This window comes from Pseudomonas sp. DrBHI1, assembly GCF_002205115.1.
Lineage (GTDB): Bacteria > Pseudomonadota > Gammaproteobacteria > Pseudomonadales > Pseudomonadaceae > Aquipseudomonas > Aquipseudomonas mosselii.
On sequence record NZ_NIBE01000115.1, the window covers coordinates 1 to 14,244 of the forward strand.

The following is a 14,244-nucleotide window of genomic DNA, read 5'->3' on the forward strand; positions in this document are numbered from 1 at the left end:
TGTACGGAGATCGGTTCATCAGGCCGACCTGGTGAAAGTCAGGGCCTGCCTGACGGCAGGCCGTTACCGGCCCGCACACAAAAAATCTGAGACTTCCCGAATGCGCATAAAAATATCAAAACAGTAATCCCATAACCAGAACAGAACAGAACAGAACCAAACCTTTCAGGCAATAAACTCCGACTCCCCAACCTTCCGCCCCTCACCCTCATCCTGCCGAACACTGAGCACCACAGCCCTCCCACACAACCCGACCAACCCCAAACTGGCCACCACGATATCCCCCATGCCCATACCAGCAAGCATCAAAAATAGACTGATCCGAAACAGTGCGGTCATGGCCATCTCCAAGGCAGGGTTAACGAACTCCAGAAAACCACCATAACCCTGAAGCCCCCCATCGACACCGGCAGGACAAGCCTTTGGCACTGAATCCCCCCGCTTTGGCAGAAAGCCCGTCACTTGACGCCACCCCCCATCCCTGATTTGATTGAAACCGTTTTCATCAACCCTGCAAAAGCGCAAACAAGAAGGAAACAGGGTGAACAAAGAGCCAGCTCCCGTCCGCGGGCGGGTCACCATCAGCGAGGTCGCCAAGGCCGCCGGCGTTTCCAAGGCGACGGTCTCGCGCTACATGGGCGAAGATAGGCAACTGCTCGCCGAAGCCACCGCGCAACGCATCGAGGCCGTCGTCGAACGCCTCGGCTACCGCCCCAACCGCATGGCCAGCGCCCTCAAGCGCGGCCGCACCGGGCTGATCGGCATGCTCCTGGCGGATATCCGCAACCCCTACTCGGTGGCGGTGATGCACGGCGTCGAGACAGCCTGCCGCCAGCACGGCTACAGCCTGGTGGTGTGCAACACAGACTACGATGACGACCAGGAACGCAATCACCTGCAGGCCCTGCAGTCGTACAACGTCGACGGCCTGATCGTGAACACCCTCGGCCACCGCGCCGATGAATTGGCGAAGCTGGCCCGTGACTTGCCGATGGTGTTGGTCGACCGGCAACTGGCCGGCCTGGCGGTCGACCTGGTAGGGCTGGACAACAGCGACGCCGTCGAACAGGCCCTCGATCACCTGCAACGCTGCGGTTATCGCGACATCCTCGCCGTGACCGAGCCGCTCGACGGCACCAGCTCCCGCCAGGAGCGGGTCGATGCCTTCCAGGCTTCCATCGCCCGGCGCCCTGGCCTGCGTGGGCAGGTGCTGGAGGTGGGCGTGGACCTGCCGGAGCAACTGGGCAGCTTCATGGCCGGGGCAGGGCACGGCCCGCAGGCGCTGTTCACCTGCAACGGCGTTGCCACCCTGGAAGTGGTAAGCGTGCTGCACGCCCGCGGCGGGACGCTGTTCCAGGATGTGGGCCTGCTGGCGCTGGACGAACTGGACTGGTACCCGCTGGTAGGCAGCGGCATCACCGCCCTGGCCCAGCCCACCGGGCGGATCGGTGCCGCAGCGTTCCAGTGCCTGCTGGAGCGCCTGCAAGGCAGCGGTTCGCCGGCACGGCGCCTGGATTTGCAAGCCGAACTGATCCCGCGAGGCTCCACCCGATCACAAGCATGACGGCGTCCTTGACGCCGTTGCTGCTGACGAAAAATGAAACCGGTTTCATCCACAAGAACAAGGACCACACACATGCAAACGCCCATTGTCTCCATCAGCTTGTCGAGTTTCGGTGCCGATGTCGTGCGGCGCCTGGGCCAGGCCAGCTATCTGCCGCTGCTGGCCGCCGCCGGTGCGCGGCGGGTGGAATGGCGCGAGGAACTGTTCGATGCCGCGCCCGATGCCGCTACCCTGGCCAACCTGGCCGCCGAGCATGGCCTGCAGAGCCTTTACTCCACGCCACTGGAGCTATGGCGCGAGGATGGCAGTCTGGAGCCGGCCATCGCCCAACGTTTGCAACGGGCAAGCGAGATCGGCGCGGTGGCGCTTAAGGTATCGCTGGGGCATTACCAGACGGGTTGCGACCTGCAGGCCCTGGCGCCATTACTGGGGCACAAGACGGCGCTGTACGTGGAAAACGACCAGACGCCCTACGGCGGACGGCTGCAAACCCTGGAAAGATTCTTCCGCGAAGCGCAGGCGCAGGGCGTGGCGCCGGGCATGACCTTCGATATCGGCAACTGGTACTGGCACGACGAATCGCCGCTGCTGGCGGCGCAACTGCTGGGCCGCTGGGTGCGTTACGTACACTGCAAGGCTGTCGCCCGGCGAGCCGACGGGCGCCTGGTCGCGGTCGTGCCCCAGGCGCTCGACCTGGTGCAGTGGCGCGAACTGATGACGCATTTCGCCCCAGACCTGCCGCGGGCCATCGAGTACCCCCTGGCCGGCGACGACCTGTTGGCGCTGACCGCGCGGCAGGTCGCGCAACTGGCGCAGCTGGAAGGGCAGGTGTGCCATGGCTGAGCACGACGTCCTGTGTTTCGGTGAAACCATGGCCATGTTCGTGGCCGCGCAGCCTGGAGAGCTGGCCCAAGTCGAGGGGTTCGGCAAGCGCATCGCCGGTGCCGACAGCAACGTGGCCATCGGCCTGGCACGTCTGGGTCTGGGGGTGCGCTGGCTGAGCCGGGTCGGCAATGATTCGCTCGGTGCCTTCGTGCTCGACACCCTGCGCCAGGAAGGGCTGGACTGCTCGAGCGTCGAGATCGATGACGAGCACCCCACCGGGTTCCAGCTCAAGGAACGCTGCGACGATGGCAGCGATCCGAAAGTCGAGTATTTCCGCCGTGGCTCGGCGGCCAGCCGGCTGTCGCCTACCCAGCTGCAACCGGCGTTGCTGGAGGCCCGACACCTGCATGCCACCGGCATCCCGCCGGCCCTGTCCGGCAGCTGCCGCGCGCTCTGCCACCAGTTGTTGGACGACATGCGCGCCCATGGCCGCAGCATTTCCTTCGACCCCAACCTGCGCCCCTCGCTGTGGCCGGACCGCCAGACCATGGTGCGCGAGATAAATGCACTTGCGTTCAAGGCCGACTGGGTCCTGCCGGGGCTTGAGGAGGGGCGCCTGCTGAGCGGCCGCCAGTCGCCGCAGGGCATCGCCGAGTTCTACCTGGAGCAAGGCGTGCAATGCGTGGCCATCAAGCTCGGTGCCGAAGGTGCCTACTGGCGCGACGCCAAGGGTGAACATGGGGTGGTCCCGGGTTTTCCGGTGGCCCGGGTGGTCGACACCGTGGGCGCGGGCGACGCCTTCGCCGTTGGCGTGATCAGCGCCTTGCTCGAGGGCCTGCCGTTGCGCCGGGCCGTGGCCCGGGGCAATTGGTGCGGCAGCCGGGCGGTGCAGAGCCGAGGCGACATGGAAGGCCTGCCGCAACGCCACGAACTGGACCTGCACGAAAACGCTTCGATCCAACCACGCTGAATCGCCGGACCGTCCGGCACCTGATGTGACAAGAACAACAAGACCAGGAGAATTCCCCATGCAGCTTGATCGACTCGCTCCCAGACGCTGGTGGTACATCATGCCCATCGTCTTCATCACCTACAGCCTGGCCTACCTCGACCGGGCCAACTATGGCTTTGCCGCGGCCTCGGGCATGGCCGACGACCTGAAGATCACCCCGGCGCTGTCGTCGCTGCTCGGCGCGCTGTTCTTCCTTGGCTACTTCTTCTTCCAGGTGCCGGGCGCCCTTTACGCGCAAAAACGCAGCGTGAAGAAGCTGATCTTCGCCAGCCTGATCCTCTGGGGCGGCCTGGCGACCCTGACCGGCGTGGTCCACGACGTCTATTTGCTGATCGTCATCCGCTTCCTGCTGGGCGTGGTGGAGGCGGCGGTGATGCCGGCCATGCTCATTTACCTTTGCCACTGGTTCACCCGCGCCGAACGCTCGCGGGCCAACACTTTCCTGATCCTCGGCAACCCGGTGACCATCCTGTGGATGTCGGTGGTCTCGGGCTACCTGGTGCAGCAGTTCGACTGGCGTTGGATGTTCATCATCGAAGGCGCGCCGGCGATTCTCTGGGCCTTCATCTGGTGGCGCCTGGTGGATGACCGCCCGGAGCAGGCCAAGTGGCTGGACGCCCGCGAGAAGGCGGCGCTGCGCCAGGCGCTGGACGCCGAGCAGCAGGGCATCAAGCCGGTGAAGAACTACCGCGAGGCGTTTCGCTCGCCCACGGTGCTGATCCTGTCGCTGCAGTACTTCTGCTGGAGCATCGGCGTATACGGTTTCGTCCTCTGGCTGCCGTCGATCCTCAAGCAGGCGGCGGCGCTGGACATCGTCACCGCCGGCTGGCTGTCGGCGGTGCCGTACCTGGGGGCGGTGGTTGCCATGCTCGGTGTGTCCTGGGCCTCGGACCGCCTGCAGAAGCGCAAGCGCTTTGTCTGGCCGCCGCTGCTGATCGCCGCCCTGGCATTCTATGGCTCGTACAGCCTGGGCACTGAACATTTCTGGTGGTCCTACGCCTTGCTGGTGATCGCCGGGGCCTGCATGTATGCGCCGTACGGGCCGTTCTTCGCCATCGTGCCCGAGCTGCTGCCGGCCAACGTCGCCGGGGGCGCCATGGCGCTGATCAACAGCATGGGCGCGCTGGGCTCGTTTTCCGGTTCGTGGCTGGTGGGCTACCTCAATGGCGCCACCGGCGGCCCCGGCGCCTCCTACCTGTTCATGTGCGTGGCGCTGCTGCTGGCCGTGGCCCTGACCGCCGTTCTCAATCCCTTGCAACAGACACGCCGGCAAAGCCTGGCGCCCAGCCGATAGGTACCGTGCAATGAAGAAACGCATCGTCCTCTACAAACGCCTGTCCGACGCGCTCATGGCCCGTCTGCAGGCGCACGCCGAGGTCACCCTGGTCGAATCGCCCAGTGCTGACGGCCTCGCCCGGTTGCGTGCGGCGCTGCCGGGCGCCCACGGGCTGCTTGGCGCCAGTTTGCGCCTGGACGCCCCCTTGCTTGATCTGGCGCCGCAGCTGGAGGTGGTCTCCAGCGTCTCGGTCGGCGTCGACAACTACGACATCGACGCTTTCAATCAGCGCGGCGTGCTGCTGACCAACACCCCCGATGTGCTCACCGAAACTACCGCCGACACCGGCTTCGCCCTGATCCTGGCCTGTGCCCGGCGGGTCGTCGAACTCGACGGCTGGATCCGCGCCGGTCACTGGCAGGCGGGCATCGGGTCGGCGCAGTTCGGTTGCGACGTGCAGGGCAAGACCCTGGGCATCGTCGGCATGGGCCGCATCGGCGAAGCCCTGGCCCGCCGCGCGCATGCCGGTTTTGGCATGCGCGTGCTGTACCACACCCGCCTGCCGCGGCCCGAGGTGGAGGCGCGGTTCGCCGCCGCGCATCGCAGCCTGGAGGCATTGCTGGCCGAGTCCGATTTCGTCTGCCTGTGCCTGCCGTTGACCGCCGCGACCGAGAACCTGATTGGCGCGCCACAGCTGGCGCTGATGAAACCGTCGGCGATCCTGGTGAACATCTCCCGTGGCCGGGTGCTCGACGAGGCTGCGTTGCTCCAGGCCTTGGCCGAGCGACGCATTCGCGGCGCCGGCCTGGATGTGTTCGTGCGCGAACCGTTGCCGGCTGATTCACCGTTGCTGCAACTGGACAACCTGGTGGTGACGCCGCACATCGGCTCGGCCACCGAGGAGACCCGCGAGGCCATGGCCCGCTGCGCGGTGGACAACCTGCTGGCCGCCCTGGCCGGCGAGCGGCCGCAGAACCTGGTCAACCCGCTTGCCTGGTCGCGGCGAAACCCATGAGCGGGGCGAGCACTGCGCTCGCCCCGTTTTTGCCATAACAACAGCCCTTGCCCGATTCGATATCCCGGGGTCGCGCCGCGGCCCTTTTGGCAAAACAAGGCCGCTTAGCCGAGACAGCGCTGTCTCGATCTGCGGCCCTGGGAACTTCATCGGTGAAAAGGGCGACGATTTCCGTATGACCTGATCAACAGAGAGACATCCTCATGTCCAAGGACCAACCCGCCTCCGTGCAATCGGCGCGCCGGGCGTTCCTGCGCCAATCCCTGACCCTGATCCCGGTGGCGACCCTCGCCGGCACGGGACTGGGCGGCGCAGTGCTCGCCGACAGCGCCACCCCGGCGCCCGTCGAACCGACCCGACCGGCCCCGGCGCGTGCCTACCAGCCGAGCTTCTTCACCCAGCAAGAGTGGGCCTTCGTCAGCGCCGCCGTGGCGGTGCTCATCCCCACCGACGCCCTTGGCCCCGGTGCGGCCGATGCCGGCGTGCCCGAGTTCATCGACCGTCAGCTCAACACCCGCTATGGCAGCGGCGGGCTGTGGTACATGCAGGGGCCATTCCGCCCCGACGCGCCCAGCGAATTGGGCTACCAGCTCAAGCTCAGCCCCCAGGAGATCTACCGGCTGGGCATCGCCGAAACCGACGCCTGGTGCCAGGCACAGTTCGGCAAGGCGTTCGCCCAGCTCGGCCCTGAACAACAGCAGCAGGTGCTCGAGGCCCTGGACGGCGGCAAGCCGGCCTTTGCCTCGGTGCCGGCGGCCACCTTCTTCGGCATGCTCTGGCTCAACACCCGCGAGGGCTTTTTCAGCGACCCCCTGCACGGCGGCAACCAGGGTCTGGCCGGCTGGAAGCTGGTCGGCTTCCCCGGCGCCCGCGCCGACTTCATGGACTGGGTGGAGCGCGACGAGCGCTATCCCTTCCCGTCAGTGTCCATCAGCGGCGAGCGAGGTTGAGCCATGAGCCAAGTGATGAAGAGCGTCGATGTTGTCATCGTCGGGTTCGGCTGGGCCGGGGCGATCATGGCCAAGGAACTGACCGAGGCCGGCCTGCAGGTGCTGGCGCTGGAGCGTGGTCCGGCCCGGGATACCTACCCGGACGGCGTCTATCCGCAGACCATGGACGAGTTGACCTACAACTCGCGCAAGAAGCTGTTCATGGACATCTCCCGTGAGACCGTGACCCTGCGCCACAGCGTCAACGACGTGGCCGTGCCGTACCGCCAGTTCGGCGCCTTCCTGCCCGGCACCGGCACCGGCGGAGCCGGGCTGCACTGGTCCGGCGTGCATTTTCGCGTCGACCCGGTGGAGCTGCGCCTGCGCAGCCACTATGAGGAGCGCTACGGCAAGCGGTTCATTCCCGAAGGGATGACCATCCAGGACTTCGGCGTGAGCTACGAAGAGCTGGAGCCGTACTTCGATTTTGCCGAGAAGGTGTTCGGGACCTCCGGCACCGCCTGGTCGATCAAAGGTCAGGTGGTGGGCCGCGACAAGGGTGGCAACCCGTTCGCCGCCGACCGCTCCAGCGATTTTCCGCTGGCAGCGCAGAAGAACACTGTGTCGGCGCAGTTGTTCGAGAAGGCCGCCCGCGAGATCGGCTACCACCCCTACAACCTGCCGTCGGCCAACACTTCCGGGCCGTACACCAACCCCTACGGCGCGCAGATGGGACCGTGCAACTTCTGCGGTTACTGCAGCGGCTATGCCTGCTACATGTACTCCAAGGCCTCGCCCAACGTGAACATCCTCCCGGCCCTGCGCCAGGTGCCGAACTTCGAGCTGCGCAACAACGCCCATGTGCTGCGGGTCAACCTGACCGCCGACAAGCGCCTGGCCACCGGTGTGACCTACGTCGACAGCCAGGGTCGCGAGGTGGAGCAACCCGCCGACCTGGTGATCCTCGGCGCGTTCCAGTACAACAACGTACGCCTGATGCTGCTCTCGGGCATCGGCAAACCCTATGATCCGGTGAGCAATGAGGGGGTGGTCGGGCGCAACTTCGCCTACCAGAACATCTCCACCGTGACCGCGTTCTTCGACCGCGACAGCCACCACACCAACCCCTTCATCGGCGCCGGCGGCAACGGCGTGGCGGTGGATGACTACAACGCCGACAACTTTGACCATGGCCCGCACGGCTTCGTCGGCGGTTCTCCGTTCTGGGTCAACCAGGCCGGCGCCAAGCCGATCTCTGGCACCAAGGTGCCGCCGGGCACGCCGAAGTGGGGCAGTGCCTGGAAGGCCGCGGTGGCCGACAGCTACCGGCACATGCTGTCGATGGACGCCCATGGCGCGCACCAGTCCTACCGCGACAACTACCTTGACCTGGACCCGGTGTACAAGGATGCCTACGGCTTGCCTCTGCTGCGCATGACCTTCGACTGGAAGGACAACGACGTGAAGATGAACCGCTTCATGGTCGAACGCATGGCCAAGATCGCCGAGGCGATGGGGCCCAAGGCAATCAGCGCGGGCAAGAAAGCGTTCGGCCAGCACTTCGACGCCTCCACCTACCAGACCACCCACCTCAACGGTGGCGCGATCATGGGCACCGATCCCAAGACCAGCGCGCTCAATCGCTACCTGCAGTGCTGGGACGTGCACAACGTGTTCGTGCCCGGCGCCTCGGCCTTCCCCCAGGGCCTGGGCTACAACCCCACCGGCCTGGTGGCGGCGCTGACCTACTGGTCGGCGCGGGCGATCCGCGAGCGCTACCTGAAGAACCCCGGTCCATTGGTGCAGGCGTGAGGAAGGCCAATATGAAGACATTGTTCATCGCCATGCTGGGCCTGGGCGCCAGTACCTTGCTGCAGGCCGCCGACGCGGTGGACCCGGCGCAGGTCAGGCAAGGCGAATACCTGGCCCGCGCTGGCGACTGCGTGGCTTGCCACACCGCCAAGGGCGGCAAGCCGTTCGCCGGCGGGCTGCCCATGGAAACGCCCATCGGTACCCTGTACTCGACCAATATCACACCCCACGCCAGCGGTATTGGCCAGTACAGCTACGAGGACTTCGAACGCGCCGTGCGCCAGGGCATCGGCAAGGACGGCAGCACGCTGTACCCGGCCATGCCGTATCCGTCCTACGCCCGGGTCAGCGACCCGGACATGCAGGCGCTCTACGCCTACTTCATGCATGGCGTGCAGCCAGTGGAGCAGCAGAACAAGGGCAGCGACATCCCCTGGCCGCTGAGCATGCGCTGGCCGCTGGCGTTCTGGCGCGGGTTGTTCGCGCCGCCCGTCAAGCCGTTCGAAGCCGCTGGGCGCGATGCGGTGGTGGCGCGCGGCGCCTACCTGGTCGAAGGGCTGGGGCATTGTGGCGCGTGCCACACGCCGCGGGCGCTGACCATGCAGGAAAAAGCCCTGGATGCCGGTGACGGCGCGGCGTTCCTGGCCGGCAGCGCGCCCCTCGAGGGCTGGATCGCCAAGAGCCTGCGCGGTGACCACAAGGATGGCCTGGGCAGTTGGGACGAGGCGCAGATCGTCGCCTTCCTCAAGACCGGGCGCAACGAGCGCACCGCGGTGTTCGGCGGCATGAGCGATGTGGTCGAGCACAGCATGCAGTACATGAGCGACGCCGACCTGACCGCCATCGCCCGCTACCTCAAGACCTTGCCGCCGGTGAACCCAGACGACAAACCGTTTCGCGAGGACCGTGCCGTCGCCCAGGCGCTGTGGCAGGGCAATGACGGCAAGACCGGCGCGGCGCGCTACGTCGACAACTGCGCCGCTTGCCACCGCACCGACGGCAAGGGCTACGCCCGGGTGTTCCCGGCGCTGGCCGGCAACCCGGTGGTGCAGGGCGAGGACGCCACCTCGCTGATCCATATCGTGCTCGAGGGCGCGACCTTGCCGGCCACTGCAACGGCGCCTTCTACCTTCAGCATGCCAGGCTTCGGCTGGCGGCTGTCGGACCAGCAGGTGGCCGATGTGGTCAACTTCATCCGCAGCAGCTGGGGCAACCAGGCGGCGGGGGTGAGTGCAGGGCAGGTGGCGCAGTTGCGCAAGGCGCCACCTGTGCCGCTCAAGGCGGAGTCGTTAGTGGGTGACACGACGGGCACCGTGGAGCCCTGATGGTCCGATGGGGGACGCCTGGCGTCCCCTTTGGTCTTGACTCATCGAGTTAGCGAGACGCTGGCGCACGACAATACCATCTCGAAATGACATTAACTAAGTCTCGCAAACTGGTTTAGTTAATCGATGTAAGCAATTGATCTATAAGTATTTATCTTTTTGCTACAGCATGCTGCACGCACTGCTCGTAGTACGTCTGCTTGATTGCCGTGGGCTTGAGCCGCGACCGGCTGTTATAGGTCTGCTCGGTAATGCCGAACGCCGTCATGCGCATCCATGGCTTGGCAAATTTGCGCACCTGCAGCTTCTTGCGCGTGGCGTAAAGGGTGACCCCGGATAGCTTGGCCTGCTGCGCCTCGGCGGCGATCTGCGCACCCCAGCCGCACACCTGGCGATCGTTCGGGCTCAATGCCCGGGCCTGGGCGCCGAAGGCGGCGGTGGCCAGCAGGCAGCCGGCCACGGTTGCTAGAATCACTCGCATGTTGCTGTCCTAAGCATCTGAAGGAAAACAAAGTTTGCCTTCGCTCGCGACGCCTGGGGGCCAGCAGTTTGCCGTCAGGCGATGGCCATTTGCAGGCCGTCGTGCTGGCGCGTGCGCAGCGACTGGAGGGCCAGGGCCGCGATCCACAGCACGCCGACGCCGTAGTTCAGGCGCTGGTAGAGACCGAACAATTCACCGCTGTGCACAGACTTGGCCATCAATACGACAGTGAGCACCGCCAGCAGCGCGCTCAGCAGCGACCCCCAGGCCAGCCCCGGGGATCGGGCCAGACGCGTGCCCAGGCCGATCCACAGCATGCTGGCGAGGGTCAGCGAGAAGAACATCAGCAGGCCGCCGAGGTTATGCATCTGTTGCGAGACCGATGGCTGCAGCGGCGCGCAGCCCTGGTCACAGGCAAATCCGCCGGTCACCAGGCTGCCCAGGCCATGCAACAGCACCAGAAGGGCGCTCAGCCGCGCCAGCTTCGAGTGCCGCCAGCGCCGCGCCAGGCCCCAGGCAAACAGTGTGAACAACAGGGCCAGCGGGAAATTGTTGACCCACGGCGACAGCCCGTGGGTGGGGGCGCCGACCGCGCCGAGCTGGCTCATGGCTTGCTGCAGGTGGTCGTAGCCGGGGTAGGCCAGGGCCGTCAGGGTAACGCCCAGCAACAGCCAGAGGGGGATGAGCAAGCCGCTGGCGAGCAGCAGGCGATCGAACGTCTTCATACAGTGCCTTCCTTGGTGAATGCTGGGCGCAGCCTACCGCGTCGCCGTGGCCATTCGCCAGTCTTAGCGGCCGTTGACCAGCATCACCAGCAGCACGCAGGCCAGCAGCGCCAGGTAGGTGCGGGCGTGCACGCTGTCGGAGATGCGCCCGAGCAGGGGCGCGGCCAGGTGCATGCCGAGCCAGGCGCCGACGGTCATCACCAGGGCCGCGCGCAGGTCGATGAGACCCAGCAGGCCCGGGCCCAGGTCGGGCTGGCCGGCCGGCAGCAGCGCATACACCAGCGTGGCCGCCAGGGACATGGGCAGTGACAGCGGGTTGGCCATGGCCGTGGCGGTGCGCATGCTGGCGCCGCGACGGCGCATCAACGGTACGGTCATCACGCTGCCGCCCACCCCGAGCAACGCCGCCAGTGCGCCTATGGGCACGCCGACCAGGGTGGCGCCGGCCCTGCCCAGTGGCGCCAGGTGATGTTCGCCAGCGTGTACGAAGCCTGGACGCAGCCAGGCGTCCAGCAAGCTCAGCGCCAGGTAGGTAATGAACAGCCAGCGCAACCAGGCGCTGGTCACGTACAGCGCCACCCAGGCCCCGAGCAGCGCGCCCAGGGCGATGGCCGGCGCCAGTGGCCGCACCAGGTCCCAGTGCAGGCTGCCCGCGCGGTGGTGGCGCCAGGTGGCCAGGGCACTGCTGAAGATCATCACCGTGGCCGAGGTGGCCACGGCGATCTGCATGGCGTGCTGGGCCACGGCCGTTCCCGCGCCATGGCTGGCCAGCAACAGGGCATAGAACAGTGGCACGGCGAAGAAGCCACCGCCGAAGCCGAACAGCAAGGTGGTGACGCCGGCGCACAGGCCGAACAGGCCAAGCAGGGGATAGAGCATGGGGTGGGCCTCGGAACAGGAGTGAGGCGGTCAGGGTAGGGATCAGCCACTTGGCTGGCTTGCGCAACCTGGCCAATAATCGTCGTGTTTCGGCCAGAGCCTCCTTTCATGCGCAATGTTCCCCTGTCCCAGGTCGATGCCATCCCCCGTGCAGTGCTGGCCATTGCCACCGACTATCCGCCCGACACCTTGCTGCCCAGGCATGTCCATCGCCGGGCGCAGTTCCTGTATGGCATGAGCGGACTGATGGAGGTGCTGACCGATGACGGCGCCTGGGTCATCCCGCCTGGCAGCGGGGTGTGGATTCCGCCCGGCAAGCCGCACCAGGTGCGCATGCGCGGGGTGAGTACCCGCAGCCTGTACATCGAGCCGACCGTGCTGCCCAGGCCGAGCAGCGTGTGTGAGGCACTGCGGGTCGGGCCGCTGCTGCACCAGCTGTTGCTGGCCAGCGCCGAGGTGCCGGCGCTGCATGACGAGGCGGGACGCGATGGCCTGCTGCTGCGTCTGGTTCTGCATGAGCTGGGCCAGGCCGAACCGCTGCCGCTATTCGCGCCGCTGCCAGCTGAGCCGCGCCTGGCGGCCCTGTGCCAGGCATTCCTGGCGCAGCCGTCGGTCCACACCCGTGGCGAAACCTGGGCAGCGCAACTCAACTGGAGCCCGCGTACCTTCAGCCGGCGTTTTCGCGAGCAGACCGGGCTGTCGTTTGGCCGGTGGCGCCAGCAGGCCTGTCTGATGGCTGCGGTGACGCGGCTTGCCACCGGCGAGGCGGTGACCACCATCGCCTTGGATCTGGGCTATGAAAGCCCCAGCGCGTTTTCCAGCTTGTACCGGCGAGTCATGGGCCAGCCGCCGTCGACGGCACGCCAGGGCCTATGAAAACCTCGTATGACTAGCGGGAAGGAAAAAAAGATCGCGGAGACAGGCACAAGCCCGCCGCCCGCTTCCACGGGAGGTGTTCTGGGACCAGCAGAGGGTGACCGGGGAAACGGGGGCGGTATTGCACCGCCCCGCGATCAAAGCTAACGAAGCTTCGGTGGGTCAGGCAGCCTGGTGGTGCTTGACCTGGGACTTGCGGACCTGGGCGCGGCAGGCGTCGCCGAAGGCCTGGAACATCTTGATCGAGTCGGGGTTCTTCGCCGCCTGCCACTCCGGGTGCCACTGCACCGCGAACAGGAAGGGCGAGAGGCTCGGGGCGTGGATCGCCTCGACCAGGCCGTCTTCGGCATGGGCGATCGGCTCGATGCCGGCACCCAGGTTGCGCAGGCCCTGCCCGTGCAGCGAGTTGACGCGGATCTCGTCAGTGCCGAGGGTCTCGCGCAGCCAGCTGCCTGGCTTGATCTTCACGCTGTGCACCGGGGCGTACTGGACGTCGACCGGATCATCCGGGTTTTCCCGGTGGTCGTTGAAGCCGGGTTCGGCATAGACCTTCTGGTAGATGTCGCCGCCCAGGGCCACGTTGATTTCCTGCATGCCGCGGCAGATGCCGAAGATCGGCAGGCCGCGCTTGATCGCCGCCTTGACCAGCGGCATGTCGAACAGGTCGCGGTCCTTGTCCTGGCCCTTGCCGGGGGTCTGGTTTTCCTGGCCGTAGAGGGTCGGGTCGATGTTGCTGCCGGCACCGGTCAGGTAGACGCCGTCGGCCATGTCCAGGTAGGTCTCGAGGTCTTCGACGCCGCAGCAGGTGGGCACCAGGACCGGGACGCAACCGGCGAACTCGACCAGCGGGGTGATGTATTTGTGGGTCATGACCTGATAGTCATGGCCTTTGCGCTCTTGGCTGCCCATGGTCATCAGGACGACGGGTTTGCGCAGGGAGGGTTGCTTGTTGCCAATGTTGCTGTTGGACATATGTCACCTTGAGACAGGTCATGCCTGTCGTTGTTGTGCAGGCGCACGGCCTGGGCCCTGAGTGCTACCTGGAGCCCCGAGCACTGCCGGCTCGCCTTGCAGGCGATGTCGGTCGGGGCCTGACTCATAGCTTGCCAGAGCCGTTCGATATGTCAAACGAGTGGCGAGTTGTCCAGGCGCCGTTTTACGGGGGATTGGGGCCGCCGGGGCCTTTGGTGACAAGGGTTTGGTGGGGGTGTTGGTCAATAATATTTAACGACGCAGTTGGGTCTTTGCGTCGGTGCAATGATCGTCATTGGCAGGGGCGTCGGGGGGCTTGGCCTTGTGGCCGCATTTACCTCGAACTCTATGTATTTCCAGTGGGGTGAACTGTTTTTTGCGAAGGATGCAGACTCACAGTGGTCTTCTTAGGTGCGGGTTGTGATGGTTAGTTTCCATAGCGTTTATTGTTGATCAATAAATTTCTTGATCTTGATCTTGATCTTGATCTTGATCTTGATCTTGATCTTGATCTTGATCTTGATCTTGATCTTGATCTTGATCTTGATCTTGA

14 protein-coding genes are annotated in these 14,244 nt (G+C 65.7%); 9 read left to right on the forward strand and 5 right to left on the reverse strand.

Annotation, left to right across the window (positions count from 1 at the left end; translation table 11 throughout):
- Positions 1–165 precede the first annotated feature (165 nt).
- Positions 166–549 (reverse strand): hypothetical protein, encoded by a 384-nt coding sequence (locus CC207_RS26860; RefSeq protein WP_143496158.1) that lies wholly within the window; start codon positions 547–549, stop codon positions 166–168.
- On the opposite strand from CC207_RS26860, the gene CC207_RS21730 reads away from it, so the two are divergent.
- The 8 genes from CC207_RS21730 (at position 542) to CC207_RS21765 (ending at position 9,758) form a co-directional block, all read left to right on the forward strand.
- On the forward strand, positions 542–1,564 hold the full coding sequence (locus CC207_RS21730; RefSeq protein WP_028692132.1) for a LacI family DNA-binding transcriptional regulator: 1,023 nt from the start codon (positions 542–544) through the stop codon (positions 1,562–1,564). The genes CC207_RS26860 and CC207_RS21730 overlap by 8 nt on opposite strands.
- Before the next feature lie 72 nt (positions 1,565–1,636).
- Positions 1,637–2,407: a sugar phosphate isomerase/epimerase gene (locus CC207_RS21735; protein ID WP_028692133.1), complete on the forward strand. Its 771-nt coding sequence runs from the start codon at positions 1,637–1,639 to the stop codon at positions 2,405–2,407.
- Positions 2,400–3,359 (forward strand): sugar kinase, encoded by a 960-nt coding sequence (locus CC207_RS21740; RefSeq protein WP_028692134.1) that lies wholly within the window; start codon positions 2,400–2,402, stop codon positions 3,357–3,359. Before CC207_RS21735 ends, CC207_RS21740 begins: the two co-directional genes overlap by 8 nt.
- 58 nt (positions 3,360–3,417) lie before the next feature.
- The gene (locus CC207_RS21745) at positions 3,418–4,695 is read left to right on the forward strand and encodes an MFS transporter (protein ID WP_028692135.1); all 1,278 of its coding nucleotides are present in this window, start codon (positions 3,418–3,420) and stop codon (positions 4,693–4,695) included.
- Between the two features lie 10 nt (positions 4,696–4,705).
- Positions 4,706–5,692: a D-glycerate dehydrogenase gene (locus tag CC207_RS21750; protein WP_088852748.1), complete on the forward strand. Its 987-nt coding sequence runs from the start codon at positions 4,706–4,708 to the stop codon at positions 5,690–5,692.
- A 203-nt stretch (positions 5,693–5,895) separates the two neighbouring features.
- Positions 5,896–6,642: a gluconate 2-dehydrogenase subunit 3 family protein gene (locus tag CC207_RS21755; RefSeq protein WP_088852749.1), complete on the forward strand. Its 747-nt coding sequence runs from the start codon at positions 5,896–5,898 to the stop codon at positions 6,640–6,642.
- Between the two features lie 3 nt (positions 6,643–6,645).
- Positions 6,646–8,433: a GMC family oxidoreductase gene (locus CC207_RS21760; protein ID WP_088852750.1), complete on the forward strand. Its 1,788-nt coding sequence runs from the start codon at positions 6,646–6,648 to the stop codon at positions 8,431–8,433.
- An 11-nt stretch (positions 8,434–8,444) separates the two neighbouring features.
- Complete coding sequence (locus tag CC207_RS21765; RefSeq protein WP_036986531.1) at positions 8,445–9,758, forward strand: cytochrome c; 1,314 nt, start codon at positions 8,445–8,447, stop codon at positions 9,756–9,758.
- A 151-nt stretch (positions 9,759–9,909) separates the two neighbouring features.
- Here CC207_RS21765 and CC207_RS21770 read toward each other — a convergent pair whose 3' ends face one another.
- The 3 genes from CC207_RS21770 to CC207_RS21780 form a co-directional block, all read right to left on the reverse strand.
- Positions 9,910–10,239 (reverse strand): hypothetical protein, encoded by a 330-nt coding sequence (locus CC207_RS21770; RefSeq protein WP_028692139.1) that lies wholly within the window; start codon positions 10,237–10,239, stop codon positions 9,910–9,912.
- 74 nt (positions 10,240–10,313) lie between these two features.
- Complete coding sequence (locus CC207_RS21775) at positions 10,314–10,964, reverse strand: DUF998 domain-containing protein (protein WP_028692140.1); 651 nt, start codon at positions 10,962–10,964, stop codon at positions 10,314–10,316.
- Between the two features lie 63 nt (positions 10,965–11,027).
- On the reverse strand, positions 11,028–11,843 hold the full coding sequence (locus tag CC207_RS21780; RefSeq protein ID WP_028692141.1) for a sulfite exporter TauE/SafE family protein: 816 nt from the start codon (positions 11,841–11,843) through the stop codon (positions 11,028–11,030).
- Between the two features lie 108 nt (positions 11,844–11,951).
- Between CC207_RS21780 and CC207_RS21785 the strand changes: the two genes are divergently transcribed.
- On the forward strand, positions 11,952–12,719 hold the full coding sequence (locus CC207_RS21785) for a helix-turn-helix domain-containing protein (protein WP_028692142.1): 768 nt from the start codon (positions 11,952–11,954) through the stop codon (positions 12,717–12,719).
- Positions 12,720–12,881: 162 nt separating this feature from the next.
- On the opposite strand, the gene CC207_RS21790 is transcribed toward CC207_RS21785, so the two are convergent.
- A complete protein-coding gene (locus tag CC207_RS21790) occupies positions 12,882–13,691 on the reverse strand; it encodes a gamma-glutamyl-gamma-aminobutyrate hydrolase family protein (protein WP_028692143.1) in 810 nt (269 codons plus the stop codon).
- Positions 13,692–14,244 lie beyond the last annotated feature (553 nt).